The 23,479-nt window shown below is 69.7% G+C and carries 23 protein-coding genes, 1 tRNA gene and 1 pseudogene; 12 read left to right on the forward strand and 13 right to left on the reverse strand.

Translation table 11 applies throughout. The features are described 5' to 3' along the window. Positions 1-204: 204 nt before the first annotated feature. The 5 genes from VIG76_RS07335 to VIG76_RS07355 all read right to left on the reverse strand — a co-directional run bounded on the left by VIG76_RS07335 (position 205) and on the right by VIG76_RS07355 (position 5,054). Positions 205-1,473, reverse strand: coding sequence for an acyltransferase family protein (locus tag VIG76_RS07335; protein ID WP_331952640.1), 1,269 nt, complete (start codon positions 1,471-1,473; stop codon positions 205-207). A gap of 169 nt (positions 1,474-1,642) precedes the next feature. Beyond that, the gene (locus VIG76_RS07340; protein WP_331952642.1) at positions 1,643-1,882 is read right to left on the reverse strand and encodes a LacI family DNA-binding transcriptional regulator; all 240 of its coding nucleotides are present in this window, start codon (positions 1,880-1,882) and stop codon (positions 1,643-1,645) included. Between the two features lie 2 nt (positions 1,883-1,884). Continuing rightward, positions 1,885-2,787: a carbohydrate ABC transporter permease gene (locus tag VIG76_RS07345; RefSeq protein WP_331952644.1), complete on the reverse strand. Its 903-nt coding sequence runs from the start codon at positions 2,785-2,787 to the stop codon at positions 1,885-1,887. 7 nt (positions 2,788-2,794) lie between these two features. After that, the gene (locus VIG76_RS07350) at positions 2,795-3,742 is read right to left on the reverse strand and encodes a carbohydrate ABC transporter permease (RefSeq protein WP_331952646.1); all 948 of its coding nucleotides are present in this window, start codon (positions 3,740-3,742) and stop codon (positions 2,795-2,797) included. Then, complete coding sequence (locus tag VIG76_RS07355) at positions 3,735-5,054, reverse strand: ABC transporter substrate-binding protein (RefSeq protein WP_331952648.1); 1,320 nt, start codon at positions 5,052-5,054, stop codon at positions 3,735-3,737. The genes VIG76_RS07350 and VIG76_RS07355 overlap by 8 nt, the downstream gene beginning before the upstream one ends. Before the next feature lie 193 nt (positions 5,055-5,247). On the opposite strand from VIG76_RS07355, the gene VIG76_RS07360 reads away from it, so the two are divergent. From VIG76_RS07360 to VIG76_RS07370, 3 genes are read left to right on the forward strand one after another with little or no spacing between them, the layout of a single operon-like run. Continuing rightward, entirely contained in the window at positions 5,248-6,261 is a 1,014-nt protein-coding gene (locus VIG76_RS07360; protein WP_331952650.1) for a LacI family DNA-binding transcriptional regulator, read from the forward strand. Between the two features lie 44 nt (positions 6,262-6,305). Then, positions 6,306-8,111 carry a glycoside hydrolase family 2 protein gene (locus VIG76_RS07365; RefSeq protein WP_331952652.1) on the forward strand — a complete coding sequence of 602 codons (1,806 nt, stop codon included), beginning with the start codon at positions 6,306-6,308 and terminating at the stop codon, positions 8,109-8,111. Further along, on the forward strand, positions 8,108-9,166 hold the full coding sequence (locus VIG76_RS07370; RefSeq protein WP_331952654.1) for a glycoside hydrolase family 43 protein: 1,059 nt from the start codon (positions 8,108-8,110) through the stop codon (positions 9,164-9,166). Before VIG76_RS07365 ends, VIG76_RS07370 begins: the two co-directional genes overlap by 4 nt. Positions 9,167-9,748: 582 nt before the next feature. Here the strand turns inward: VIG76_RS07370 and VIG76_RS07375 are convergent. After that, positions 9,749-9,904 carry a hypothetical protein gene (locus VIG76_RS07375; RefSeq protein WP_331952656.1) on the reverse strand — a complete coding sequence of 52 codons (156 nt, stop codon included), beginning with the start codon at positions 9,902-9,904 and terminating at the stop codon, positions 9,749-9,751. A 721-nt stretch (positions 9,905-10,625) separates the two neighbouring features. Next, positions 10,626-10,808, reverse strand: coding sequence for a hypothetical protein (locus tag VIG76_RS07380; RefSeq protein ID WP_331952658.1), 183 nt, complete (start codon positions 10,806-10,808; stop codon positions 10,626-10,628). Between the two features lie 164 nt (positions 10,809-10,972). Here VIG76_RS07380 and VIG76_RS07385 point away from each other — a divergent pair, with 164 nt between their 5' ends. From VIG76_RS07385 to VIG76_RS07395, 3 genes are all read left to right on the forward strand, one after another. Then, a complete protein-coding gene (locus VIG76_RS07385) occupies positions 10,973-11,854 on the forward strand; it encodes a glycosyltransferase family 87 protein (RefSeq protein ID WP_331952660.1) in 882 nt (293 codons plus the stop codon). Positions 11,855-12,057: 203 nt separating this feature from the next. After that, a complete protein-coding gene (locus tag VIG76_RS07390; protein WP_331952662.1) occupies positions 12,058-13,236 on the forward strand; it encodes an FAD-binding domain in 1,179 nt (392 codons plus the stop codon). A 17-nt stretch (positions 13,237-13,253) separates the two neighbouring features. Beyond that, entirely contained in the window at positions 13,254-13,877 is a 624-nt protein-coding gene (locus VIG76_RS07395; protein ID WP_331952664.1) for a TetR/AcrR family transcriptional regulator, read from the forward strand. Between the two features lie 487 nt (positions 13,878-14,364). Here the strand turns inward: VIG76_RS07395 and VIG76_RS15240 are convergent. The 4 genes and pseudogenes from VIG76_RS15240 to VIG76_RS07415 all read right to left on the reverse strand — a co-directional run. Further along, positions 14,365-14,532 (reverse strand): annotated as a pseudogene (locus VIG76_RS15240) (tyrosine-type recombinase/integrase); the annotation flags it as partial. 157 nt (positions 14,533-14,689) lie between these two features. Then, complete coding sequence (locus VIG76_RS07405; RefSeq protein WP_331952666.1) at positions 14,690-15,805, reverse strand: hypothetical protein; 1,116 nt, start codon at positions 15,803-15,805, stop codon at positions 14,690-14,692. Between the two features lie 53 nt (positions 15,806-15,858). Further along, the gene (locus VIG76_RS07410) at positions 15,859-16,671 is read right to left on the reverse strand and encodes a C39 family peptidase (RefSeq protein ID WP_331952668.1); all 813 of its coding nucleotides are present in this window, start codon (positions 16,669-16,671) and stop codon (positions 15,859-15,861) included. Between the two features lie 151 nt (positions 16,672-16,822). Beyond that, on the reverse strand, positions 16,823-17,029 hold the full coding sequence (locus VIG76_RS07415) for a hypothetical protein (RefSeq protein WP_331952670.1): 207 nt from the start codon (positions 17,027-17,029) through the stop codon (positions 16,823-16,825). A 186-nt stretch (positions 17,030-17,215) separates the two neighbouring features. Here VIG76_RS07415 and VIG76_RS07420 point away from each other — a divergent pair, with 186 nt between their 5' ends. Then, positions 17,216-17,974 carry a tyrosine-type recombinase/integrase gene (locus VIG76_RS07420; protein WP_331952672.1) on the forward strand — a complete coding sequence of 253 codons (759 nt, stop codon included), beginning with the start codon at positions 17,216-17,218 and terminating at the stop codon, positions 17,972-17,974. A gap of 19 nt (positions 17,975-17,993) precedes the next feature. On the opposite strand, the gene VIG76_RS07425 is transcribed toward VIG76_RS07420, so the two are convergent. Continuing rightward, positions 17,994-18,075 (reverse strand) — tRNA-Tyr (locus tag VIG76_RS07425). A gap of 203 nt (positions 18,076-18,278) precedes the next feature. Between VIG76_RS07425 and VIG76_RS07430 the strand changes: the two genes are divergently transcribed. From VIG76_RS07430 to VIG76_RS07450, 5 genes are all read left to right on the forward strand, one after another. Beyond that, positions 18,279-18,767, forward strand: a complete 489-nt coding sequence (locus tag VIG76_RS07430) for a YajQ family cyclic di-GMP-binding protein (RefSeq protein ID WP_331952674.1) — start codon at positions 18,279-18,281, stop codon at positions 18,765-18,767. An 86-nt stretch (positions 18,768-18,853) separates the two neighbouring features. After that, on the forward strand, positions 18,854-20,314 hold the full coding sequence (cls, locus tag VIG76_RS07435; protein WP_331952676.1) for a cardiolipin synthase: 1,461 nt from the start codon (positions 18,854-18,856) through the stop codon (positions 20,312-20,314). Between the two features lie 42 nt (positions 20,315-20,356). Next, on the forward strand, positions 20,357-21,142 hold the full coding sequence (locus VIG76_RS07440) for an alpha/beta fold hydrolase (protein ID WP_331952678.1): 786 nt from the start codon (positions 20,357-20,359) through the stop codon (positions 21,140-21,142). Next, a complete protein-coding gene (locus VIG76_RS07445; RefSeq protein WP_331952680.1) occupies positions 21,139-21,606 on the forward strand; it encodes an NUDIX hydrolase in 468 nt (155 codons plus the stop codon). Before VIG76_RS07440 ends, VIG76_RS07445 begins: the two co-directional genes overlap by 4 nt. Before the next feature lie 63 nt (positions 21,607-21,669). Beyond that, positions 21,670-21,900: a hypothetical protein gene (locus tag VIG76_RS07450; protein ID WP_331952682.1), complete on the forward strand. Its 231-nt coding sequence runs from the start codon at positions 21,670-21,672 to the stop codon at positions 21,898-21,900. A gap of 200 nt (positions 21,901-22,100) precedes the next feature. On the opposite strand, the gene VIG76_RS07455 is transcribed toward VIG76_RS07450, so the two are convergent. After that, entirely contained in the window at positions 22,101-23,459 is a 1,359-nt protein-coding gene (locus VIG76_RS07455) for an FAD-dependent oxidoreductase (RefSeq protein ID WP_331952684.1), read from the reverse strand. Positions 23,460-23,479 lie beyond the last annotated feature (20 nt).

The following is a 23,479-nucleotide window of genomic DNA, read 5'->3' on the forward strand; positions in this document are numbered from 1 at the left end:
CGGACTGGATCAGCGACCTGATCCCGCACCTCGCCTACGGCGTCGTCACCCACGCGACGGCGGTCGCCGCCGACCGCTGACGCGCCGCGGACCTGCGGCATCCCCGCGAGTGCTGTCCGCACGGACAACTGCTGCCGCTGGAACACCGACAGATGTCCGCACGGACAGCAGACGCGAGTGTGCGCGGCGGTGTCGCCGCGCACGTCAGGCGCGGCTGACGCGGCCCCGGGCGATCAGCACGGCGGCGCCGAGCATGGCCGCGCCCCACACGAAGCCGAGCAGGTTCAGCCGGAACTCCATCGCGAAGAACGGCGGCGCGATCGCCAGCACCGCAGCGACCACGAGGAGCGGCACCGACGGCGCGGGCCCCACGCGAGCGGGGCCACGCTCGAACCGGGCGAGCCCGAACGACGCGAGCAGCAGCGCACCCAGCACGAGCGCGTCGCCCGGGATCCGTGCCCACCACCAGCCCGCGGTCCCCGTGGCCGGGATGGACCCGGGCGCGACGAGCACGAGCGCGGCGACGAGGATCACGAACAGCAGGTGCCACAGGTAGATCGTCATCAGGCGGGTGCCGAGGAAGAGGACGACGGCCTGCGCCGGCCGCGTGGCCATGAGGCGGTCGAGGGCGGGCTGCAGCAGCAGGAAGAGCGCGGTCTGCCCGACACCGATGAGCACGAGCGGCACCGTCGGCGGGTTGAGGTTCGTGAGCATGTCGGGCGAGTAGCGGCCGGTGAGCCCGAGCAGGCCGACGGCCGCGAACGCGACGACCGCGATCACCGGGAGCAACCGCCTCGGGATGCGGTGCAGCGAGCCGTCGGCGAAGAAGAAGCCGAGCTGCTGCACGAGCGCCCAGACGAAGACGAGGTTGAGCAGCCCGATCGCGGTCACACCGGACGCGTACCGGGCGAGGTCGACGACGACGCTCGCGGCCAGCAGCGCGCCGACCGTGCGCAGCGGCGCGCGGTCGTGCGCGAGCGCCAGCCCGGGTACGAGCGCCTGGGTGATGAGGTACGCGGCGAGGAACCAGAGGGGCATCCCGAGCCCGCCGGCCAGCAGGTCGCCGAGCGCGAACGGGAAGCCGAGTGCGACGGCCGCCCAGAGCAGGCCGCCGACGATCAGGTACCAGCCGAGCGCGGGCGAGGCGAGCCGCAGCAGGCGGGCGCGGTAGAAGTCGGCCGCGGATCCGCCGCGCCGCTGCACGGACCGCCAGCTCTTCAGGCTCGCGAAGCCGCCGAGCACGAAGAAGACGGGCATGATCTGCCCGAACCAGCTCGCGACCGGGAACCAGGGCTGCGCCTGCACCGGGTTGCCCTGGGAGACGTGCCCGGCCGCGTCGGTCCCGAGCCCGACCATGAGCGAGTGCAGCACCACGACGGTGAGCACGCAGCACACCCGGACGAGGTCGACGGAGAGCTCCCGGCCCGCGGGAACGGTCCGCGGGATCCGGGTGGCGGGGGTGATCGAGGTCACGGCTGCTCCTTCTTGGGCCGTCAGCATGGTGGAGCACGGCGGGATCCGCGCCCGATCGGTTGTGGCGATCCACAACCGCAGGCGCGGCCGGCCTGGGGAGGAGTCCCTTCCCCGACGAATCGCGCCCCCACTTCCCCCGCCCCCCGCACGGGCAGGCGGATGCGGTAGGTCAGGAGGCCTGCGCTGCCCCGGGCCGGAAGGAGCCGAGGCCGAGCCGCAGGGCGCGCGCGGCCTCGTTCGGCACGTAGCCGAGCTCGGCCACGGCGCGGCTCACCCGCCGCGCGGTGTCCGCCGAGACGGTCTCCGGTCGGTTCAGGAACCGCGAGACCGTCTGGTACGAGACCCCCGCGGCGTCGGCGACGTCCCGCAGGGTGGGCGTGCGGCCGTCCGGCCGGTCGAGACCGCCCACCGTCAGCCCTTGAGCCCGGACGCGGCGACGCTCTCGACGATCTGCCGCTGCGCGAGGCTGAAGAGGATGAGCACCGGCACCGAGGCGATGACCGCGCCGGCCATGACGATGGCGTAGTGCGTCGAGTAGGCGCCCTGGAGCACCGCGAGCCCGGGCTGCAGCGTCTGGTTCTCCGGGCTGAGCAGCACGTAGACCGGCCAGAGGAAGTCGTTCCAGTTGGCCAGGAAGCTCAGCACCGCGAGCGTCGCGATCGCCGGCCGCGACAGCGGCAGCACGATCTGCCAGAAGATGCGGATGTCACCTGCGCCGTCGAGCCGCGCGGCCTCCTCGATCTCGCCCGGCAGGTTGATGAAGAACTGCCGGAGGAAGAAGATGCCGAACGCGCCGGCGGCGCCGGGGATCGTGATCGCCCAGATCGTGTCGAGCCAGCCGAAGTTCTGCACGATGAGGTAGTTCGGGATCAGGAAGATCACCGGCGGCACGAAGAGGGTCAGCACGATCGCGCCGAAGACGACCTTCTTGCCCGGGAAGTCGAGCCGGGCGAGCGCGTAGGCGCCCATCGAGGCGGTGACCAGGATGAGCACGGTCTGCAGCACGCCGGCGGCCAGGCTGTTGAGGAACCACCGGAGGATCGGCTGGTTGCTGGTGAACAGCGTCTGGTACGCGTCGAACGTGAACGGGTGCGGGATCGGGGATGCGGGGTTGGTGATCGCGTCCGAGTCGGTCTTGAACGACGTGAGGAAGATCCAGAGCAGCGGCAGCACGATCATCAGCGCCCCGATGATCAGGACCGCGTAGAGCACGAACTGGGTCCAGAAGCGGCGCCGGTTGCGGGGCCGCTTGCGGTCGGTCTGCTCGACTGCGGCCGCACGAGCCGGCGAGAGAGCGGTGGTCGTCGTCGTCATGTCGTCCTCAGTCGTTGGCCGAGCGGGCCTGGAGGCGGAAGTTGATGATGCTGATGACGGCGAGCACGAGGAAGAGGATGTAGCTCATCGCGGAAGCGGCGCCCATCTGGTTCTGCGACAGGCCCTCGTTCGCGATGTACATGATCGCCGTGCGCGTCGTCGTGCCGGGAGCACCCTTGGTCAGCAGGTACGACTGCCCGAACATGTTCGCCGAGCTGAGGATCGTGGTGGTGGTCACGAAGGCCATCACCGGCCGCAGCCCGGGCAGGGTGACGCTCCAGAACTTGCGCGTCGCGCCGGCGCCATCGATGGCGGCGGCCTCGTAGAGCTCGGCGTTGATGCCCTTGAGGCCGGCGAGCAGGATCACCATGTTGAAGCCCGCGACCCACCACACGGTGATGCCGGCCAGCGAGATCCACGCCCATGGGACGTCGACGGTCCACGGGATGTTCTGGGTGATGCCGACGAGGTCGAGCAGGTTGTTGACCACGCCGTTCTGCGGGTCGAGCAGGTAGCGCCAGGCCACGCCGATGACCGCGACGCCGAGCACGTAGGGCGCGAAGAAGATGCCGCGGAACAGGCCGCCGGCGCGGATCCGCTGGTTGAGCAGCACGGCGATGAACAGCGGCACGATGACGAGGAACGGCACGCTGAGGATCGTGAAGATCGCCGTCGCGCCCATGCTCTGCCAGAAGTCGCCGAAGGTGACGGAGCCGGGCGTGAAGAGGTCGGTGTAGTTCTGCAGGCCGATGAACCGGTGGAACGTCAGCAGCGGGTTCCACGAGTGGAGGCTGATCCAGACGCCCCAGACGGCGGGCGTCACCACGAAGACGAGGAAGAGGATCAGGAACGGCGCGAGGAAGAGGTAGGCCGTCAGGGTGCGACGGCGGCGCCCCGCCCGCCCGGACCTGGTGGAGGTCCGGGCGGACGGGACTGCTACGGCAGTGTCAGCCACCGTACTGCTGCTTGTTCTGCGCCAGGAGCTGGTCGGCCTTCGCCGCCTGCTGGTCCAGCGCATCCTTCGGCGACTGCTTGCCGAGGATCGCGTTGTTCACGGCGACCGTGATGGTGGCCTCCGCGTTCGGGATGCCGGGAGCCGTCGTCTCGAAGTGCGCGTAGTCGAGCTCGCTCAGGAACGGCTTCAGGTTCGGGTACTGCGCCGCGAGGCTGCTGCTGTTGCGGGTCTTGTTCGCCGCGGGCAGCTCACCGCCGCCGGCCCACACCGTCGAGTGGTTCTCCATCCACTCCACGAAGGCGGCCGCGGCCTGCGTCTTGTTCTTGTCCTGACCCTTGTTGTTGACGAAGGCCCAGTCGGTCGAGCTCGACCAGACGCCCTTCTGCGTGCCGATCTGGGGGACCGGAGCCGCGGTCCACTGGTCCTTCAGCAGGGCGGTGTTGCTGGTCTGCCAGATGCCGTTCCAGTTGAAGGCGGTCTTGCCGGCGATGAGGGCGTTGATGTTGCCGTCCTGCGCGACCTTGGCGGGGCTGTAGCCCTTCTTCACCAGGTCGACCATCCAGGTCAGCGCCTGGACGCCGGCCGGGGAGTTGAACGTGGCCTTCGAGACGTCCTTGTTGAACAGGTCGCCGCCGTACTGCCAGAGCAGCGACTCGAACTCGAACGTGCCGGTGAAGACGTAGCCGTCCACCCACTCGCCCTGGATGCCCTTGTCCTTCAGCTTCTGCAGGTCGTTCAGGTAGGTGGTCTTGTCGGCCGGGATGTCGGTGGGGCTGATGCCCGCCTTCTGCAGCACGGACTTGTTCACGTACAGGCCGAGGGGCGTGACGCTCCAGGGGATGCCGTACTGCGCGCCCTGGTAGACGCCGTGCTCGAAGAGGCCGGGCGGGAAGTCGCTCGCCTTGTAGCCGAGCTCCTTCACGATCGCGTCGCTCTTCACGAGCAGGCCCTGCGCGGCGTAGGTGGCGATGTCGTCACCGTGGGCGACCGTGAGGTCCGGGCCCTTGCCCGCCTTGATGGCGAGCGGCATCTTCGCGCTGATGTCCGCCCACTGCATCTCGACCGGCTTGATCACGATGTTCTTGTGGCTGCTGTTGAACTCCGAGACGAGCTTGGTGAGGATCGTCTGCTGGTCACCGCCGGTCCAGCCGTTCCAGAAGGTGACGGTGACCTTCGGGCCCTTGTACGTGCCCGACTGCACGGAGCTCCCGCTGCCGCCGCCGCTGCCGCCGCCGCTGCACGCGGCGAGGGTCATGCCCATCCCGAGCGCCACCGTTGCGGCGATCGCACGTCGGGCGAATCCCTTCTTCATCTGCTCCCCTTCGAGTGATTGCAGTGCGCCTCGCCGCACCCGAGCCATGGCCGACCCTGACGTCGGACGAGGACTGGCGCGAAGTTACAGCGCTGGTAAATCCCCGTCAACTTTCCGGGCGAGACTCGGAGAGCGTGTACGGTCCACGCTCAGGAAGCCGCTCGGTCGGAGGGCGTGGATCCGAGGGGGCCTGATGGCGAGGGTGCGACTCGAGGACGTGGCGAAGCACGCGGGCGTCTCGATGAAGACGGTCTCGAACGTCGTGCACGACTTCCCGCACGTGAGCGCGAAGATGCGCGAGCGGGTGCAGACGTCGATCGACCTGCTCGGCTACCGACCGAACGCGATGGGCCGCGGGCTCGCCACCGGCCGCACCGGGCTGATCGCGCTCGCGCTCGCGGACGTCACCATCCCGTACTTCGCCGAGCTGGCGCGGATGATCTCGACCCACTCCACGAAGCGCGGGTACCGGCTGCTGCTCGAGCAGACCGACAGCTCGATCGAGGAGGAGCGCGCGATCGTCTCAGCGAGCGAGGCGGGCCTCGTCGACGGCGTCATCTTCCAGCCGGCGGCGATGTCGTCCCTCGAGATCGCGAAGCACCGCTCCGACGTGCCGATCGTGCTGCTGGGCGAAGGACCCGCGCCGCTGGGCCTCGATCACGTGATGATCGACAACGTGGAGGCGGCGACGACCGTCACGCGGCACCTGGCCTCGCTCGGGCGACGGCGGATCGGCTTCCTCGGGCACGAGCAGGGCCGGCCGACCGAGACCTCGAAGATCCGGATCATGGGCTACCAGCGCGGCCTCGAGCTCGAGGACCTCCCGGTCGACCCTTCGCTGCTCGTGGCGAGCGCCGCGATCTCGGCCCAGGCCGCTGCGGTCGCGCTCGGCGCCGCGCTCGACGGCGGCCTGCGGATCGACGGGCTCGTCTGCCGGGACGACCTCGCCGCCATCGGCGCCCTCCGCGCTCTCGCGGAGCGCGGCATCGACGTGCCGGGCGAGGTGGCGGTCACCGGCTGGGACGACATCGCGATGGCGTCCTTCACCCATCCGACGCTCACGACCATCGCCGCGGACACGACCGCGCTGGCCGACACGGCGCTCGATCTGCTCGAGGAGCGGATCAGCGGCTTCGAGGGTCTCGGCCGGCACCTGATCGTTCCGCATCACCTGGTGATCCGGGAGAGCGCCCCGGAGAGCGCATGATCCGTCCAGGTTTACAGCGCTGAAAGTGGTGCACAATATGCGCCATGCCAGACGCCGCCGTCAACGCCGCTGAACTCCACCCTCGACCGCAACTCGTGCGGTCGGCCTGGAAGTCGCTGGACGGTTCCTGGGCATTCCGCCACGACGACGGGGACGAGGGCGCGACCGCCGGCTGGACGGCCGGGTTCGCCGCCGATCGCACGATCACGGTGCCGTTCCCGCCGGAGTCGCCGGCATCCGGGATCGGGGACACCGGGTACCACCCCGTCGTCTGGTACTCCCGGAAGCTGACCGCTGCCGACCTGACGGATGCCGGCCGCAGCGCCGACGCGCCCCGCGTGCTCCTGCACCTCGGTGCGGTGGACTACCGCGCGAGCGTGTGGCTCGACGGCGCGCTGCTCGGCACGCACGAGGGCGGCCACACCCCGTTCTCGTTCGACATCACCGAGCACGTGGCCGAGGGCGACGCCTGGACCCTCGTGGTGCGCGCCGAGGACGACCCGCTCGACGTCGGCCAGCCGCGCGGCAAGCAGGACTGGCTGCCCGATCCGCACGTCATCTGGTACCACCGCACCACCGGCATCTGGCAGCCGGTGTGGCTCGAGGCCGTTCCGGCCCTCGCGGTGCGCACCCTCCACTGGACCACCGATCTGCCCACCGCGACGGTGCGGCTCGAGGTCGCCCTCGACCACGTGCCCGCCGACGGCACCACCTGCCGGGTCGTCGTCACGCACGACGGACGTCACCTCGCGGAGTCGACGACCGCGGTCGCCCGCGATCGCTTCACCGTCGTGCTGGCGGTGCCCGAGCAGGCGAACGGGCAGGGCTACGAGCGCCTGCTCTGGTCGCCGGAGCACCCCGTGCTGCTCGACGCGCAGGTCACGGTCGCCGGCCCTGCCGGCACCGACGTGATCGACTCCTACCTCGGCCTCCGCAGCGCGGCGGTCGACCGCGGCGCCTTCCTGCTGAACGACCGGCCGGTCTACCTGCGCAGCGTGCTCGAGCAGGGCTACTGGCCGGAGTCGCACCTCGCGGCCCCGTCGGCGCAGGCGCTGCGCGACGAGGTGCAGCTGATCCGCGACCTCGGCTTCAACTCGGTGCGCATCCACCAGAAGTTCGAGGACCCACGGTTCCTCTACTGGACCGACCGGCTCGGCGTCCTCGTCTGGTCGGAGGCGCCAGGCGCCTACGAGTCCTCCCCCACGGCGATCACCCGCACGGTGCGCGAGTGGCTCGAGGTGCTCGACCGCGACCGGTCGCATCCGTCGATCGTCACGTGGGTGCCGCTGAACGAGAGCTGGGGCGTGCAGCACATCGCCGCGACGCCGGCGCTCCGGTCGTACGCGCGGGGACTCGCGGAGCTGACGCGGGCCATCGACCCCACCCGCCCCGTCATCTCGAACGACGGGTGGGAGCACGTGGACTCCGACCTGCTCACCGTCCACGACTACGAGTGGCGTCCCGACGTCGTGCGCGAGCGCTACGGCAGCGCCGGGGCGTTCCAGCGCGAGCTCGACGGCATCGGTCCCGCCGGGCGACGCATCCTGCTCGACGGATCCGCGGACGGGCTGCCGATCGTGCTCAGCGAGTTCGGGGGCATCCGCTTCTCCCCCGGAGGCGCAGGTACTGAGGACTGGGGCTACTCCACCGCGGCCGACGCGGACGACCTCCGCGAGCGGCTCAGCGGCCTGCTCGAGGCCGTGCACGCCAGCCCCCTGCTCGCCGGGTTCTGCTACACCCAGCTCACGGACACGCTGCAGGAGGCGAACGGCCTGCTCACCGCGGACCGCGAGCCCAAGCTGCCGATGGAGCAGCTGCGCGCGATCATCACCGGCGGCGACGGCGCGTGAGCCGTCGGATCCGGCGGTCGGCCCTGCCGATCATGCTGGCGCTCGTGGCGCTCCCCCTTGCAGGCTGCAGCGCCGCCGGTGGCGCCGGCTCGACGCCGATGCCCACCGGGCGGACGTTCTCGAATCCCATCACCTCCCAGGGCCAGGACCCGTGGGTGATCAAGGACGGCGACCGCTACCTGCTGGCCGAGAGCCGTGACGGCGGCATCTGGCTCACCGTCTCGCCGAAGAACGACCTCACGGGGATCGACAGCGGCACGGCCCATCGCATCTGGACCCAACCCGTCGACGGCCCGGACAGCCAGGACGTCTGGGCGCCCGAGCTGCACCACATCGACGGGCACTGGTACGTCTACTTCGCGGCGACGACCGCCGACAAGGACAACGCGAACCACCGGATGTTCGTGCTCGAGTCGGCCACCGACGATCCGCTGAGCACGTACACCGACAAGGGCAGGATCGCGGACGCCGCAGGCCGCTGGGCGATCGACGGCACCCGCTTCAGCTGGAAGGGCCAGGACTACTTCGTGTGGTCCGGCTGGCCCGGCGGCACCGACGGGCAGCAGAACCTCTACATCGCGCGCATGACGTCGCCGACGAGGCTCGCCGGCACCGGCGTGCTGCTCTCCGAGCCGACGCTGCCGTGGGAGCGAACGGGCAACCCGATCGAGGAGGGCCCGGAGGCGCTCGAGCACGACGGAAGGCTGTTCCTCGTGTTCTCGGCGAGCGGCAGCTGGACGGACGGCTACTGCCTCGGGATGCTGCACCTCACGGGCGCGGACCCGCTCGATCCGAAGGCCTGGACGAAGTCGCCGAAGCCGGTCTTCGCCGGGAACGCGGACGTGGTCAGCCCGGGGCACGCGTCGTTCACGACGTCACCCGACGGGACGCAGGACTGGATCGTCTACCACTCGGCCCGCGAGGCGGGTGCCGGCTGGGATCGCGTGGTCGACACGCAGCGGTTCACCTGGAACGCCGACGGCAGCCCGCGCTTCGGACAGCCGGTGGCGCCGGGAGCGCCGCAGGCCCTGCCGAGCGGCCAGCCGGCCGACTGAGGGCCCCTGCGCGGGCTCGATCAGCGGGCGAGCGTCCACATCGACGGCTTGCACTGCTCGCAGCGCCACTGCATCCGGCCGAGGAACCCCGGCTGACGGATCATCGTGGACCGGCAGCGGCGGCAGAAGCGTGCACTGTAGGAGAGGGACTCGGAATCGGGCATGTACGCGGACATGTCGCCTGCTCACCCGAGGCGGATCGCACCTCGAATCGGCGTTCCGCAAGACTCGATGGGCGCCGCGTGCTGCGGTTCATCCTCAGGGTGCGTTGTGACACCGGAACTGACAGCAGTCTACAGGACGTCTCGGAAAACAAGGGAAAGTCTCTGACCCCCTTGCGCGCGAAGCCCGAGCACGCTACAGCCGAACCGCTCGGCGGTCGGCCGTCCACGCCTCGAGACGGCGCGCGAGGACGGCCAGCAGCCCCAGCACACCATCCGTCCGTCGCCCACGGTTCACCCCTCGCTCGAGGACGGCGTCACCGGGGCGCCCGAGACGGCCGCACCGTCCCACCGGGCACGGCGGGCGGCAAGCGACGCGCCCGAGCAGGGACGGCCGCGGGACGGATGACGAAGAGGGGTGCTAGCGATAGGTGGAGCGGGGGCCGGTGCCGGCGCGGTAGGCGCTGACGACGGCGCCGTCGGCATCGATCTGGGTGAAGCGGCTGAGCTCGTACTCCTCGCCGAGCACGCTGAGCGATGCGGGCAGCGGCCCGCGGATCGCACCACGAGCAACCACCCCGCCGGCGCCTCGCAGGAGCACGAGCCGCACCTCGTCGCCGGGCCGCCCGGAGTCGGCGAGGAACCCGACTAGGGACCCCTGTGCCGAGCGCGCATGCCCCGGATCCGCATGCCCCGGATCGACGCTCGGGCGAGTGGGCCGCCCAAGCACGGTGGGACGCTCGGAGCGATCCGCCCCCCGAGCAGCGCGTTCCGGTTCGTGGCGTCGCTGGACACCGTCAGAGGAACGGACCGGATGCGCATCCGGACGGATCGAGGTCATGATGCCTGCTCACTCGAGGTGGTCGCCTCGAAGCCGGTGTCCCTGGTGCGCCACCCGCCGCGAGCCGCGGTTCGTCCGCAGCGCCGTGCTGTCCTCGGACGTCTTCGACGCTACGCCCGGATGGCTCGGAAGACGAGGGATAGCGGTGGTGGGCGAAACGAAGTAGGGCCTCGAGCCCAGGGCTCTCCGCGTGAGTTGCCGCTTTCAGCCCTCGAAGAGCCGCTCCAAGGGCCAGAAGTGGCAACTCACGAAGGTGCGCCGACCCTCGGCGCGCGGACCCGCCCCTCAGTGCGCGAACCGGTGACCGCTCGCCGTGCATTCGACTCGGTGCACCAGGTGCAGTGGTATCCGATCACCCGCATGGGATCAACGACGGGGCCGGCCAGCAGCCGCTACCGCGCGGCCGTCTCGTCCGGATCCATTCCGGCACCGCAACCCGGTCCGCATGAGCCGGTACTCACCATCCGCCGAGGACGACGTGGGTGGCACCCGGTACATCACCCTTGGCGGCGTGGATCCGGTTGCCCGGTGGCCGGCCGCCCGACGTCGGATCCTCGCTCAGCACCCCGTTGGTCTGATCGAAGACGTGAATCGGCTCGTCTCGTTCCGTCCCCGAATCCTCCGCCGACTTCTTCGTCATAGCGGGACGGTACGCCGATCCGCCCGGCACGGCGCGGCCTGCTCCGCGATCGATACGTGTCGGCCTACCCGGTCGCAGCGAAGGATCGTCGACGCCTGGGGCACACAGAAGGCAGCCAGTTCGGGGGCTGGCAAGAAGGGCCGAGGCCCTCGTACGTTCGAGATGTGACCACGGTTCCGATTTCGACGACCGTGTCGTCGGAGTTCCCGCTCGTGGCCAGGTTCGCGCCGATCATCTTCTGGTGCGTCGGGGCGACGGGATTGGTCGGCACCGTCAACCTCATGCGGATCGGCGTGGGACTGGACGCGCACGCGTACTGGGTCGCCGGCCGCGCACTCTCCTACGACCGCCCGCCGGGTGTGGTGGATGCGTTCCTCTACTCGCCGCTGTTCGCCGACGCGATCCGCCCTCTTGCTCTGCTGCCGTGGCCCCTCTTCCTGGCGCTCTGGGCGGTGCTCCAGGCGCTGGCGCTGTACTGGCTGCTGCGGCCGCTCTCGTTCCGGTGGGCGTTCCCCGCGGTCTGCGTGAGCCTGCCCGAGATCGTGAACGGCAACATCCATGTGCTGCTCGCCGCAGCGCTCGTCCTCGGGATGCGCGGGTCGCGAGCGGCGTGGTTGCTGCCGGTGCTGACGAAGGTCTCGACGGGCGTCGGCCTGCTCTGGTACCTGGCGCGGGGGGAGTGGCGTCGTCTCGCGGAGGTCGGCGCGCTGCTGATCCTTGTCGTCGGCTGCGCCTATCTGGTGCAGCCCCACGACTGGAACGCCTGGGTCGAGATGCTCATCCGGAACCGATCAGCCGGTCAGGACGGCCCCGCGTTGCTCGTGATCCGGCTGGTGGCGGCAGTCACGCTCACCGTGCTCGCCGCCCGGGCGGACGCACCGTGGATGCTGGCGTTCGCCCTGGTCCTCGCGAACCCGGTCTCCTGGGCGACGGGCCTCACGATGCTGGCTGCGATCCCGCGGCTGCGCACGGCCACCGTTCCGCTTCAGGCCCACCGCATGTTCGTCGTGCCGGAGCCGACCGGCGTGGCAGCGCGAGCCGTGTGACACCCGGCGCGACGGGCACGTCTCCTTCGCGGACGCCGGACCTCACCATCGGTGCGGTGCGGCGGCGCCCTCGCCTTCCTTCGACCCATTCCCTTCGGGATCTCCCGCGGCGACCGAGCGCATTCGTTCCGTGCGATCGAGCTCCGCCAACGGGCTAGACCACCGGTCTAGACTGGTGGTCTAATCCTCGCAGGAGGTATCCGATGCGGATCTTGATCGTGGGGGCCGGGATCGCCGGCCCGACCCTCGCCTACTGGCTGGCGCGCGCCGGGCACCAGCCGACGCTCGTCGAGCGAGCGCCGGAGCTGCGGAGCGGCGGCTACCTGGTCGACTTCTGGGGCGCGGGCTTCGACGTGGCCGACCGGATGGGGATCGTCCCCGAGCTGCAGCGACGCGGGTACGTGATCCCCGAAGCGCGGGCGGTCGACCGGACCGGACGGCGGCTGGCTTCGATCCGGTCGAGCTCGATCATGGGTGCGGCCGGACACTATGTCAGCGTCGCTCGCGCCGACCTGGCCGCGACCATCTACGCGGCGATCGGCGGCGCGGCCGAGTTGATCCTCGATGACACCGTCATCGGGATCGACGATCACGGCGAGGGTGTTCACGTGGCGTTCGAGCGCGGTCCGTCACGCGACTTCGACCTCGTCGTCGGCGCGGATGGTCTGCACTCTCGGGTGCGGCAGCTCGTGTTCGGGTCGGACGAGCAGTTCGAACGTTCTCAGCACATCGTCGTCGCGGTCTTCGACCTCCCCGGCTACCAGCCGCGCGACGAGCTCGTCGCCGTGATGTACGCCGAGGTCGGCTTTCAAGTGGTGCGGGTCTCGCTGCGTGACGACGTCACGATGGTGGTGATCACCGCGCGTCACGACGGCGCTCTGCCGCTCCACGACCGGGCCGCCCAGCAGGGGCTGCTCCGGGCGCGCTTGGCGGGCGCCGGGTGGGAGACGGCGGCGATGCTCGAGGCGATGCCCCGGTCGGTGACCTTCTACTTCGACGCCGCGAGCCAGATCCGCATGCCCGCGTGGACACGCGGTCGCGTGGCGCTCGTCGGGGATGCCGCAGCGTGTCCCTCCCTGCTGGCCGGCCAGGGATCCGCCCTCGCGATGGTCGAGTCCTACGTCCTCGCCGCCGAGCTGATGGCCGCGGACGGCGATCACGCGACGGCGTTCGCCCGGTACCAGAGCAGGCTCGGACCGTTCGTGAAGTCGAAGCAGGATGGCGCCAGGCGGCTCGGAGTCGCCTTCGCGCCCCGGAATAGGCTCGACGTCGTGACGCGCAACACGGCGATGCGGCTGATGGGGCTGCCGAAGGTGGCGGACCTGGTGATGGGGCGGAGCTTCCACGACGCCATCGACCTCCCCGCGTTCAGCCCCGCCTGAGACGCCCGACGCAGCGCATGGTCCGGTCGGGATTCGCGAAGGTTCCTGTCGCTCAGCGACGCGCGATCGTCTCCGCCGCCACGGAGGAGTTCGCGGCGCACGGCTTCCACAACGCGTCCCTGAACCGGATCCTCGAAGCCACCGGCACGTCCAAGGGCTCGATGTATCACTACTTCGACGGCAAATCGGACCTGTTCGCGTACGTGGTCCGAGTCGAGCTCGAGCAGCTCATGCGCGGCGTGGAACCGCTCGACCTCACGACGACCGTCACTGCTGACGCCTTCTGGTCAGCCCTGGCCACCTACTACCTCGACCTCATGTCGGCACTTCGTGCGGCACCCCAGCTGGCGGCCATGATCCGCGCATGGATCGCGGCATCGGGAACCTCCGAGATGCAGCACGTCCAGAAGGAGCTGGAGACGATGATCGGCCCGTGGATGCAGCAGGTGCTCGCCACCGGCCAAGGGATCGGGGCAGTCCGCGACGACCTCCCTCCAGGCCTGCTCATCGCCGTCGCCGGCGCGATGGGCCAAGCGATCGACACCTGGCTCATGACGCAGGCACCCGAAGCCGGGGACCTCCCCCGGTTGACGAGCGCGTCCATCGGCATGATCCGTCGGGCGCTTGAAGCGCGGCCCTGACCGTCGATCCGACTGGCGTCGATATCAGCGCAGGCCACGCTGCCGGAACGCACAGGCGCCCTCCCCGGCTGCGGGGAGGGCGTCTGGATCGGGCTGAAGCCCGGAATCATGCGGCGTGGCGGGTGAGGGATTCGAACCCCCGAAGTCGAAGACGGCTGATTTACCGGATGCCCGGAGGCGATTTGGGGGGTCCCGATCGGTTATTGAGCAGCCAAGTTCCGCATGTTTCCGGGGTTTTCGAGTCATCCGGGTGACCCGATGATCCGGCAGCCCTGCAAGATTGTGCACACCGGCTACACACCACAACGCGCTGCAGCGCGCGCTCGAGGGATATCCCGGCCGGGTGGATCTCGGTCCGCAGCCGCCGCTCCGCCTCCCGCTGCTGCCGGACAGCCAACGCCGCCCACCGCTGCTCGAGCCGCTGCAGCCGGACGGTGAACCGGGCAGCGCGAGCACGCGACCGTTCCGCGTCACGACGCCGCCGCACCTGCTCGGCAGCAGTCGCGACCCCGTCCAGGTCATCGTCGAACAGGTCCGAACAGATGTCGAGCGTCATGGCAGCCGAGGCGTGTCCGAGCATGTGCTGCACGGCCTTGAGGTTCGCTTGCGCCGCCACGGCGAGCGAGGCAGCGGTGTGACGGAGGTCGTGAACAGTCATCGGCGCCAGGCCGGGGGGCTGCTCACCAGGAGCGACTGCGGACCTCCGGTCGCGGATTCGGGCGACACCGCCCCACGTCGAATCGAGCCGCCAGCAAAGGAACCGAGCCGCCCGGCCGAACATTTCACGGTGCGAGCACAAAGCTCCGGATTGATCAGCCCGGAGGGAACGAGCGCCACGCGATCACTGCTTCACCACCGTCTGATTGGTGTACCAGCGTCAGGCTCGATCCCGCGGCGCGCGGTAGGGAGAGCGAGCTGCCGACAGGAATCGATGCGACCAGCCGGTGCGAAGCCGGCTCGAGTACGGCAACGGACTCGTCCGAGGCCACGAATGCGTATCGATTGGTGACGTATTCTGCGTCGATCGCGTCTGAACCTCGCGCTTGAGTAGCGGAGGCCGTGGCGGCGGTTGCGTCCGCGGTAGGGCGAAGATGAGCGACTTGCCAAGCACTGTCACTGTCGGCGTGGTATGGCAAGTAGGTGATGACTCCGTCGTGGATGGCTGCGGGAAGCCGACCGTTGTAGGCGCCGTTGTCGCTCGGATTCGGCCCTACCGCCTGTACCCTCCATTCCTGGTTCGGGCCGGAGTGCTGCGGCGCAGACAGGAGAAGCGTGCCATCGTCCGAGCTCACCTGCGCAAACGACGTGGTGTGCATGAGTTGAAGTGGCGCCCGGCTACCCGGGGTCCAGGAGTCAAGGTCGAAGCCCGGCCGCCCTGCTGAGCTCTGCAACCAGACGATGCGATTACCGGCGAGGTGAGGAATCGGGCTCCCTTCTTGACTGCCGGGTTTCCTGGACGAGGCAAGAAGGTGTTCAGAGTCGTTTCCGATGCGCGCGGCGTAGAGCCGCCACGAGAAGCAGTCATCGGCGGCTCCCCCAGCGCACTTCGAGGCATCGAGTTGCTGCCGCTCCTCATGGACAAGCCACCCTCGTGCGGCGATCGCGTTACCCGAATACCAATCGGCGTTCACCTGCGGGTAGAAGACCGCCCTCCCCGTCCGCCGGTCGATCGCTACGGACTCATTGCCGCCCGCACCGATACCCGGGGATCGTCGTACCGTGACCGCGAGCAAGCCGGCGTCGCCCGCGGCGCCGTAGCCGCTGACGTACCACCCGGCGGGGACGAAGAACCCGCCCTGGAAGCCAGCCCCCTGAAGCTCCCGCGGGAGGTCCTTGCTCCCGGCCGACCTGAGCGTCAGCGTTGTGAGCCCGCGGGCCGGTCCGCCGTGCTCGCTCCCCGAGGCGCATCCGACGAGCAGCAGCACCACCGCCGTCACCAGTGCGGCGAAGAGGCCAACCCGCGTTCGACCTATGGGAGACCTCAGAGGACGATCCCGCCCTGAGTACCTAAGTCCTTGGTGCCCTGGTAGATATGCGACACGTTCGTCGAGTGCTTGCCGTACATGGCGGACTGATCGATGGGGTCGGCATACTGGATGCTGGAGTTGTCGCTGCCGTAGCCATAGAGGGCGATGGCATGGTTCCCCGTGTACCCATACTCCTGCCACAGCGGCAGGTCGCCAGCTTGCATAGCGGGAATGATGGGCGATCTGTAGGACTTCACATTCGCGCGCAGGAGACCGAAGAGGTCCTTCGCGCTCTGCGTCCCCTTGTACCACGTATACACGTTCTTGGATTGATAGGCGTTCAGTACAGGCGGGATCAGGCTCACATACGTACCCCTTGTGTCACTCGTCCCCTCAGCTTTGGCCAGAGACGTTTGCGAGGGCGGAGCCGAGAGAAACGCGGACAACGTCGCTCGACTGCTCGCAGGCACGCACCACTCGCTCTTCTGCTGCATCTGCAAGGTGATCGACAGCGACGTGTAACTGACCGTGGCCGGCATGACCGAACTAGCGGTTGCCGCATCCTCCGCCGCTATCGCTTTCTCCTCAGTGGCAACCGACTGCGCTTTTGCACCCGAGAGCTGGCCGCCGCTGGTGTCGTCCAATAACACGCCGCTGAGGTCGGTCGCTCCCGAAGCGGATGCGTTCGCTCCAGTCGGACTACCGGCCGCCTGAGCGGCGAGCGGAACTGAAACCAGCCCAGCTGTGAGGCTGACTGCGAGGAACGTTCTGCGCAGTCGAAGAACCATCATGCTCCCTTGCCTGATGTGCGGACCCAAGGCGGTCATTGCTCGGGTTCTCAGCGGACGGTAGCGGGTACAGAGGGGGGATGGAAGAGAACGTGGAGTGCCCACCCCTGGTTTCAGAGCGCTCCTCTTGCTTCCTCGTCGATGCCCGGCTCTTGCCAACGGGCTCAGGCGAAGGGCGCGCCCCCTGCTGTCACCTTTCGCAGGGCCCGTCGACCTCACCCGCGACGCGCACATCCGCCGCGGCCGTCGCCTCCACAGCACCCTCGACGCGGCCGACGATCCCGGCACGTCCTCCGTCGGCCACATGCACCCTGCCCTGGGCCTCCCCCGTCAGGATCAGGGTCGCGCCGACGATCAGCCCCGATGCAAGCAGATGTGCGCCGGACTCGACGGTCACCGCCCCCTCATGCGTTCCCCGGAGGGTCGCGTCGCGACGCGACTCGGAGCGACGCACCGGCTATGGCCGACCTTCCTGGCAACCGGGCATCGCAGCCCAACTGCTTCAACCGGTGCGCGGGACCAGGCTCTCGACGCTGGCGTCCTCCGCCGGCACGGGCGGCCAGGCTGCGCCAGTTGCCGCACGATGCTGAACCACTCGAGCATCTGCTCATCCCAGCTCATCACCCAGACACTGGAATCGTCCCCACGCACCATCCGCATCAGCCGCACATCTTCCTGCCGCCAACGCTTCGATTCCCTGCTGGTACTCCCCGCATCCCCTGCATACGAGCTCGCCGTGTTCACCGGACTGCGGCGGGGCGAGCTCGCCGGGCTTCGATGGACCGACGTGGACCTTCCGAGGCGACTGCTCCGCGTCCGGGAGCAGCGCGTGCAGTTCGGCTCGTCGGTCATCGAAGGACCCGTGAAGACGGACGCCGGGCAGGATCGCGTCGTCGCCCTCGGGGGCGAAGCCTTTGCCGCGCTGATCGCGTGGCGCGCTCGGCAGGACGACGAGCGCCGGCTCTGGGAGAAGCAGTACAAGGACAGCGGGTACGTGTTCACGATGGAGGACGGCCGCGCACTGAAGCCCAACGACATCTCGCGGATGTTCGAGATCCTCGTACAGCGGGCTGGGGTGCCGAAGATGAGCGTGCACGGACTCCGCCATCAGCACGCGTCCCTGATGCTCGCGGGAGGCGTTGACCTGGCCATCGTGAGCAAGCGGTTGGGCCACTCGACACTCGCCATCACCAGCGACCTCTACTCGCACCTGCTCGGCGCCGCCAACCTCAACGCGGCCGAGGCCGGCGAAGCTGTCCTGCCGCCGCGCTCGCGAACTGTACACACCGCGTACACACCAACGCCCTCCCCGTCTCCGAGGAGGGCGTCTGGATCGGGCTGAAGCCCGGGATCATGCGGCGTGGCGGGTGAGGGATTCGAACCCCCGAAGTCGAAGACGGCTGATTTACAGTCAGATCCCTTTGGCCGCTTGGGTAACCCGCCTGGCTGCTCCGGCCAGCCTGTTGCAGGCTGGCCGGAGGCGCGGATCAAGAGTACCGGGGCGGACGGGCCCCGCGAAATCACGATGAAGTCTCGGTGTCGCGCCGGCGGCGAGCGCCCTACGGACCGGCGAGCACGCCGCAGGCTGCTCGCCGGTCGCTGCGGTGCTCGGGACGATCGGCGGAGGCCGACCTACACTGCTGCGCATGGCCGATTCCTCCTTCGACGTGGTCAGCAAGGTCGACACCATGGAGGCCGAGAACGCCCTCAACCAGGCGCGCAAAGAGGTCGACCAGCGGTACGACTTCAAGGGCGTCGGCGCGCAGATCGACTTCAAGGGCGAGACGATCACGCTGAAGGCCTCGAGCGAGGAGCGCGTCCGCGCGGTGCTCGACGTGGTGCAGTCGAAGCTGATCAAGCGCGGCATCTCGCTGAAGAGCCTCGACGCCGGCGAGCCGTTCGCGAGCGGCAAGGAGTACCGCATCGAGGCGAAGCTGAAGAACGGGATCGACAGCGAGCACGCGAAGAAGATCAGCAAGCTCATCCGCGACGAGGCGCCGAAGACGGTGAAGAGCCAGATCCAGGGCGACGAGCTGCGGGTGCAGTCGAAGAGCCGCGACGACCTCCAGGCCACAATCGCGCTGCTCAAGAACGCCGACCTGGACCTCGACCTGCAGTTCATCAACTTCCGCTGACGCATCCGGGTTCGCGTCGAGCACCGCGGTCGCCAGCCCCGTTCTAGGGCGAGAGGCGGCCAGGTGCCGATCCGTAGACTCCGGCCATGCCCGCCAGCCTCTCCCTGGCGATCACGATCGGCCTGTTCGTCCTGGATCTCACGATCCGCGTGCTGGCGGTCGTCTTCGTGCCGAAGAACCGGCGTCCCGCGACCGCGATGGCGTGGCTGCTCACGATCTTCTTCGTGCCGTACCTGGGCGTGCTCGTGTTCCTGCTGTTCGGCAGCACGAAGCTGCCGAAGCGGCGCCGCGAGAAGCAGCTGACGATCAACCGCTACATCATGAACGCGACCGAGGGCATCGACCAGGCGACCCCGGACCACCTGTGGCCGGCCTGGTTCGCCTCGCTCGCGGAGCTGAACCGCAGCCTCGGCGCCATGCCGCTGCTCGGCGGGAACACGGCCCGGCTGTTCGGCGAGTACGACCGCTCGATCGCCGAGATGACCGCGGCCGTCGACACCGCGGAGCACTTCGTGCACCTCGAGTTCTACATCCTGTCCGAGGACGCGACGACGGCCCCGTTCTTCGCGGCGCTCGATCGCGCCGTGCAGCGCGGCGTCACCGTGCGGGTGCTGATGGACCACATCGCCTCGCTTCGGGTGCGCGGCTATCGGGCCACGAAGCGGCGGCTCACACGGATGGGCGCCCAGTGGCACCTGATGCTGCCGGTGCAGCCGTTCCGCGGCCGCTACCAGCGGCCCGACCTCCGCAACCACCGCAAGGTGCTCGTCGTCGACGGCCGCATCGGCTTCATGGGCTCGCAGAACATGATCGACCGCAGCTACGACCGGTGGACGAACCGGCGCCGGGGCCTCAAGTGGAAGGACCTGATGGTCCGCCTCGAGGGACCGACCGTCGCCGCCCTGAACGCCATCTTCCTGAGCGACTGGTACGCGGAGACGGATGAGCTGCTCGCTCGCGAGGGCCGCCAGTCGGTCGAGGCCGTGGGCGAGGAGCACCTCGACTGCCAGCTCGTGCCGAGCGGTCCCGGCTTCGAGGGCGAGAACAACCTCCGGCTGTTCAACGCACTCATCTACGCCGCCCAGCACCGCATCGTGCTGACCAGCCCGTACTTCGTCCCGGACGACTCGATGCTCTACGCCGTCACCACCGCGGCCCAGCGCGGCGTGGAGATCGAGCTGTTCGTCTCCGAGATCGGCGACCAGGCGATGGTCTTCCACGCGCAGCGCTCCTACTACGAGGAGCTGCTGAAGGCCGGCGTCGTCGTCTGGCTCTACGCGAAGCCGACGATCCTGCACGCGAAGCACTTCACGATCGACGACGACGTGGCGGTGGTCGGTTCGAGCAACCTCGACATGCGCTCGTTCTCGCTGAACCTCGAGGTGTCGATGATGGTCCGGGGCAGGCAGTTCGTGAACGACCTGCGCCAGATCCAGGAGGGGTACCGCAGGGCGAGTCGCCGCCTCACGCTCGAGGAGTGGCAGCAGCGCCCGGTCCGCTCGGCCGTGCTCGACAACGTCGCGCGGCTCACCGCCGGCCTCCAGTAACGGATGCGGCAGGCTGGGAGCCCGCCTGCCGAAGGAGTGCCGATGGTCGCCGTCGCCCGTGCGCCCGAGCCCCGGTTCGTCGTCGCCCCCGACGGCGTGCGGCTCGCGACCTACGACAGCGGCGACCCCGAGGGGCGCACGGTGCTCGCGGTGCACGGCTTCGCGTCGTCCGCATCCGCGAACTGGTACGCGACCGGCTGGGTGCGCGAGCTCGAGCGCGCGGGGCGCCGGGTGCTCTCCTTCGACCAGCGCGGCCACGGCTCGAGCGGCAAGCCGCACGAGCCCGACGCCTACTCGATGGCGATCCTCGTCGCGGACGCGCAGGCCGTGCTCGACACCTACCTCGCCGACGACGTCGCCTTCGTCGGCTACTCCCTGGGCGCCCGCGTCGGCTGGCACACGGCCCTCGAGGCGCCGCACCTCGTCGAGCGGGCGGTGCTCGGCGGCATCCCCGACGGCGACCCGCTCACCCGCTTCCGCGTCGATGCGGCCCGCGCCTTCGTCGCCGACGGCACCCCCATCGGCGACCGGCTCACCGAGGCGTACCTCACGATGGCGGCCGGCGTCCCGGGCAACGACCTGTCGGCGCTGATCTCGCTCGTCGAGGGGATGCGCGGAGGCGTGCAGCCCGACCCGGCGAACCCGCCGCGGGTGCCCGTGCTCTTCGCGACCGGCACCGAGGATCGCATCCTCGTGGCGTCGAAGCGGCTCGCGGAGGCGACGCCGGGCAGCGCGTTCTTCCCGATCCCCGGCCGGGACCACTTCAACGCGCCGACCTCCCGCGAGTTCCGGGAGCGGGCGATCGCCTTCCTCGAGGAGGGGGAATGACCGGCGAGCGGCTGGTGCGCGAGGCGGCGCGGGTGCTGCTCGTCGACGAGGCGGACCGCGTGCTGCTCATCGAGGGCTTCGACCCCGCCGCCACCGAGCTCGGCACCTGGTGGATCACCCCCGGCGGCGGGCGCGACGCGGGCGAGGACCCCGAGCAGGCCGCGATCCGGGAGGTGTGGGAGGAGACGGGCCTCGTGCTCGAGGGCGTCACCGGCCCGCTGTGGCATCGGACGACGGTCTTCCCCTTCGACGGCGACGTCGTCGAGCAGACCGAGGACTTCTTCTGCGCCCGCACGCCGAACTTCGAGCCGGCGGGAGCGGCGCTGACGGACCTCGAGCACCGGTCGACGGTCCGGATGCGCTGGTGGACGCTCCCCGAGATCGAGGCGACCGACGCGCGCGTCTTCCCGGAGACGCTGGCGGACCTGCTCCGCCACGCGCTCCGTCGGCTGCCCGCGGGCTGAGGCGATCTGAGCACGGGCTGTGCATCCGCTCCGCGGCGGCGCGGTCGCTTGTACGGTCCGACCATGGCATCACGCAGCATCCGCGTCGCGTTCCACACCGACACGCTGAACGACGAGCTCGAGGTCCACGACATCGATGTCGCGGAGGGCATTCAGGACGCGCCCCGGATCCTCGAGAACCCCCACGTCGACTTCCCGGGCCGCTGGGTCCTCACCGGCGGCGACGCGACCACCGGCTGGATCTACGACCGCGACCGCGAGGTGGCGGACACGAACGACACCGTCGCGATCTGAGCGCCTGTCGCGTCCGAGGCGCTCAGTCCCGCTCCTGAGTTGCCACTTCTCGCCCGTCTGAAACGGTTCAGAGGGGCGGAAAGTGGCAACTCACAAGGAACACGCGCTCCCGGCGGGCGATATCGGCCCATCCGGGCGGGCACGCGCGGCCGGATCGGGCGAAAGCGCCCGGATCGCGGGTCGTCAGCGAGCAGAGCGCGTCAGCGGGCGGATGCGCCCAGTGACGCGGCGAGCATCTCGTCGCGCGCCACGACCTTGACGCGAGCGCGGCCCTCCGGCACGCCGAGGGACTGCTCGTGCGCGTCCAGCAGGTGCCAGCCCTCGATCGTCGTGTAGCGGACCCCACGCGACTCGAGCAGCTCGACGACGGACGCCTCGTCGGGGTGCTCCGGCGACCACCACATGCTGCCGTCGCGGAGCACGTGGTCGACGGTCTCCATCGCGTCCGACTTGGTGTGCCCGATCAGGCCGACCGGGCCGCGCTTGATCCAGCCGGTGGCGTAGACGCCCGGCACGAGCGCGCCGTCGTCGCCGAGCACCTGGCCCTCGTGGTTCGGGATGACGCCGTGCCGCTCGTCGAACGGCAGGCCGGCCAGCGGCGAGCCGAAGTAGCCGACCGCGCGGTAGACCGCCTGCACCTCCTGCGTGCGGAACTCGCCGGTGCCGCGCGCGCCGCCCATCCCGTCGGGCTCGGTGCGCTCCCACCGGATGCCGGTCACGTGGTCGGTGCCGAGGATCTCGACCGGCCGCGCCCACCAGTGGAAGTGCAGCCGCCGGCTCGCGGTGCCGGGCTCGCGCTTGCGCCAGCCCTGCAGGATGCGGTCCATGACGAGCACCTGCTTGTTCGTCGCGATCGCGCGCTTCGCGGCCTCGTCGTAGTCGAAGTCCTCGTCGTGCAGGACCATGTCGACGTCGGGCACCTCACCGAGCTCGCGGAGCTCGAGCGGCGTGAACTTCACGTTCGCCGGCCCGCGCCGGCCGAGCACGTGCACATCCGTCACCGGGGATGCGGCGAGCCCCGCGACGACGTTCGGCGGCACCTCGGTGGGCATCAGGTCCGCGACGTGCTTCGCGAGCATCCGCGCGACGTCGAGCGCCACGTTGCCGTTGCCGATCACCGCGACCTCGCGGGCGTCGAGCGGCCACTCGCGCGGCACGTCGGGGTGCCCGTCGTACCAGCTGACGAAGTCCGCGGCCCCGTAGGAGCCGGGCAGGTCGATGCCGGGGATGGCGAGGTCGGCGTCGCGGATGGCGCCGGTCGAGAAGATCACCGCGTGGTAGTGCTTGCGGAGGTCGTCGAGCGTGATGTCCGTGCCGAAGTCGACGTTGCCGAACAGCCGCACCGCGCCACCGTCGAGCACCTCGCGCAGCGCGCCGATGATGCCCTTGATGCGCGGATGGTCGGGCGCGACGCCGTAGCGGACCAGGCCGTACGGCGCAGGCAGCCGCTCGAAGAGGTCGATCGACACGTCGAAGCCCCGGTCGGCCTTCTTGGCGATGTCGGCGGCGTAGATGCCGGCCGGTCCCGCTCCGACGATGGCGAGGCGCAGCGTGGTCACAGGAGTCCTTTCGAAACGGC

The organism is Amnibacterium sp., assembly GCF_036559085.1.
Lineage (GTDB): Bacteria > Actinomycetota > Actinomycetes > Actinomycetales > Microbacteriaceae > Amnibacterium.

Bases quoted from the DNA above. Each gene is read 5' to 3' on its own strand.
- VIG76_RS07345 (WP_331952644.1), bottom strand. From the start codon at position 2,787: ATGACGACGACGACCACCGCTCTCTCGCCGGCTCGTGCGGCCGCAGTC.
- VIG76_RS07355 (WP_331952648.1), bottom strand. From the start codon at position 5,054: ATGAAGAAGGGATTCGCCCGACGTGCGATCGCCGCAACGGTGGCGCTC.
- VIG76_RS07360 (WP_331952650.1), top strand. From the start codon at position 5,248: ATGGCGAGGGTGCGACTCGAGGACGTGGCGAAGCACGCGGGCGTCTCG.
- VIG76_RS07365 (WP_331952652.1), top strand. From the start codon at position 6,306: ATGCCAGACGCCGCCGTCAACGCCGCTGAACTCCACCCTCGACCGCAA.
- VIG76_RS07380 (WP_331952658.1), bottom strand. From the start codon at position 10,808: ATGACGAAGAAGTCGGCGGAGGATTCGGGGACGGAACGAGACGAGCCG.
- VIG76_RS07390 (WP_331952662.1), top strand. From the start codon at position 12,058: ATGCGGATCTTGATCGTGGGGGCCGGGATCGCCGGCCCGACCCTCGCC.
- VIG76_RS07395 (WP_331952664.1), top strand. From the start codon at position 13,254: ATGGTCCGGTCGGGATTCGCGAAGGTTCCTGTCGCTCAGCGACGCGCG.
- VIG76_RS07410 (WP_331952668.1), bottom strand. From the start codon at position 16,671: ATGACCGCCTTGGGTCCGCACATCAGGCAAGGGAGCATGATGGTTCTT.
- VIG76_RS07420 (WP_331952672.1), top strand. From the start codon at position 17,216: ATGCTGAACCACTCGAGCATCTGCTCATCCCAGCTCATCACCCAGACA.
- VIG76_RS07430 (WP_331952674.1), top strand. From the start codon at position 18,279: ATGGCCGATTCCTCCTTCGACGTGGTCAGCAAGGTCGACACCATGGAG.
- cls (WP_331952676.1), top strand. From the start codon at position 18,854: ATGCCCGCCAGCCTCTCCCTGGCGATCACGATCGGCCTGTTCGTCCTG.
- VIG76_RS07440 (WP_331952678.1), top strand. From the start codon at position 20,357: ATGGTCGCCGTCGCCCGTGCGCCCGAGCCCCGGTTCGTCGTCGCCCCC.
- VIG76_RS07445 (WP_331952680.1), top strand. From the start codon at position 21,139: ATGACCGGCGAGCGGCTGGTGCGCGAGGCGGCGCGGGTGCTGCTCGTC.
- VIG76_RS07450 (WP_331952682.1), top strand. From the start codon at position 21,670: ATGGCATCACGCAGCATCCGCGTCGCGTTCCACACCGACACGCTGAAC.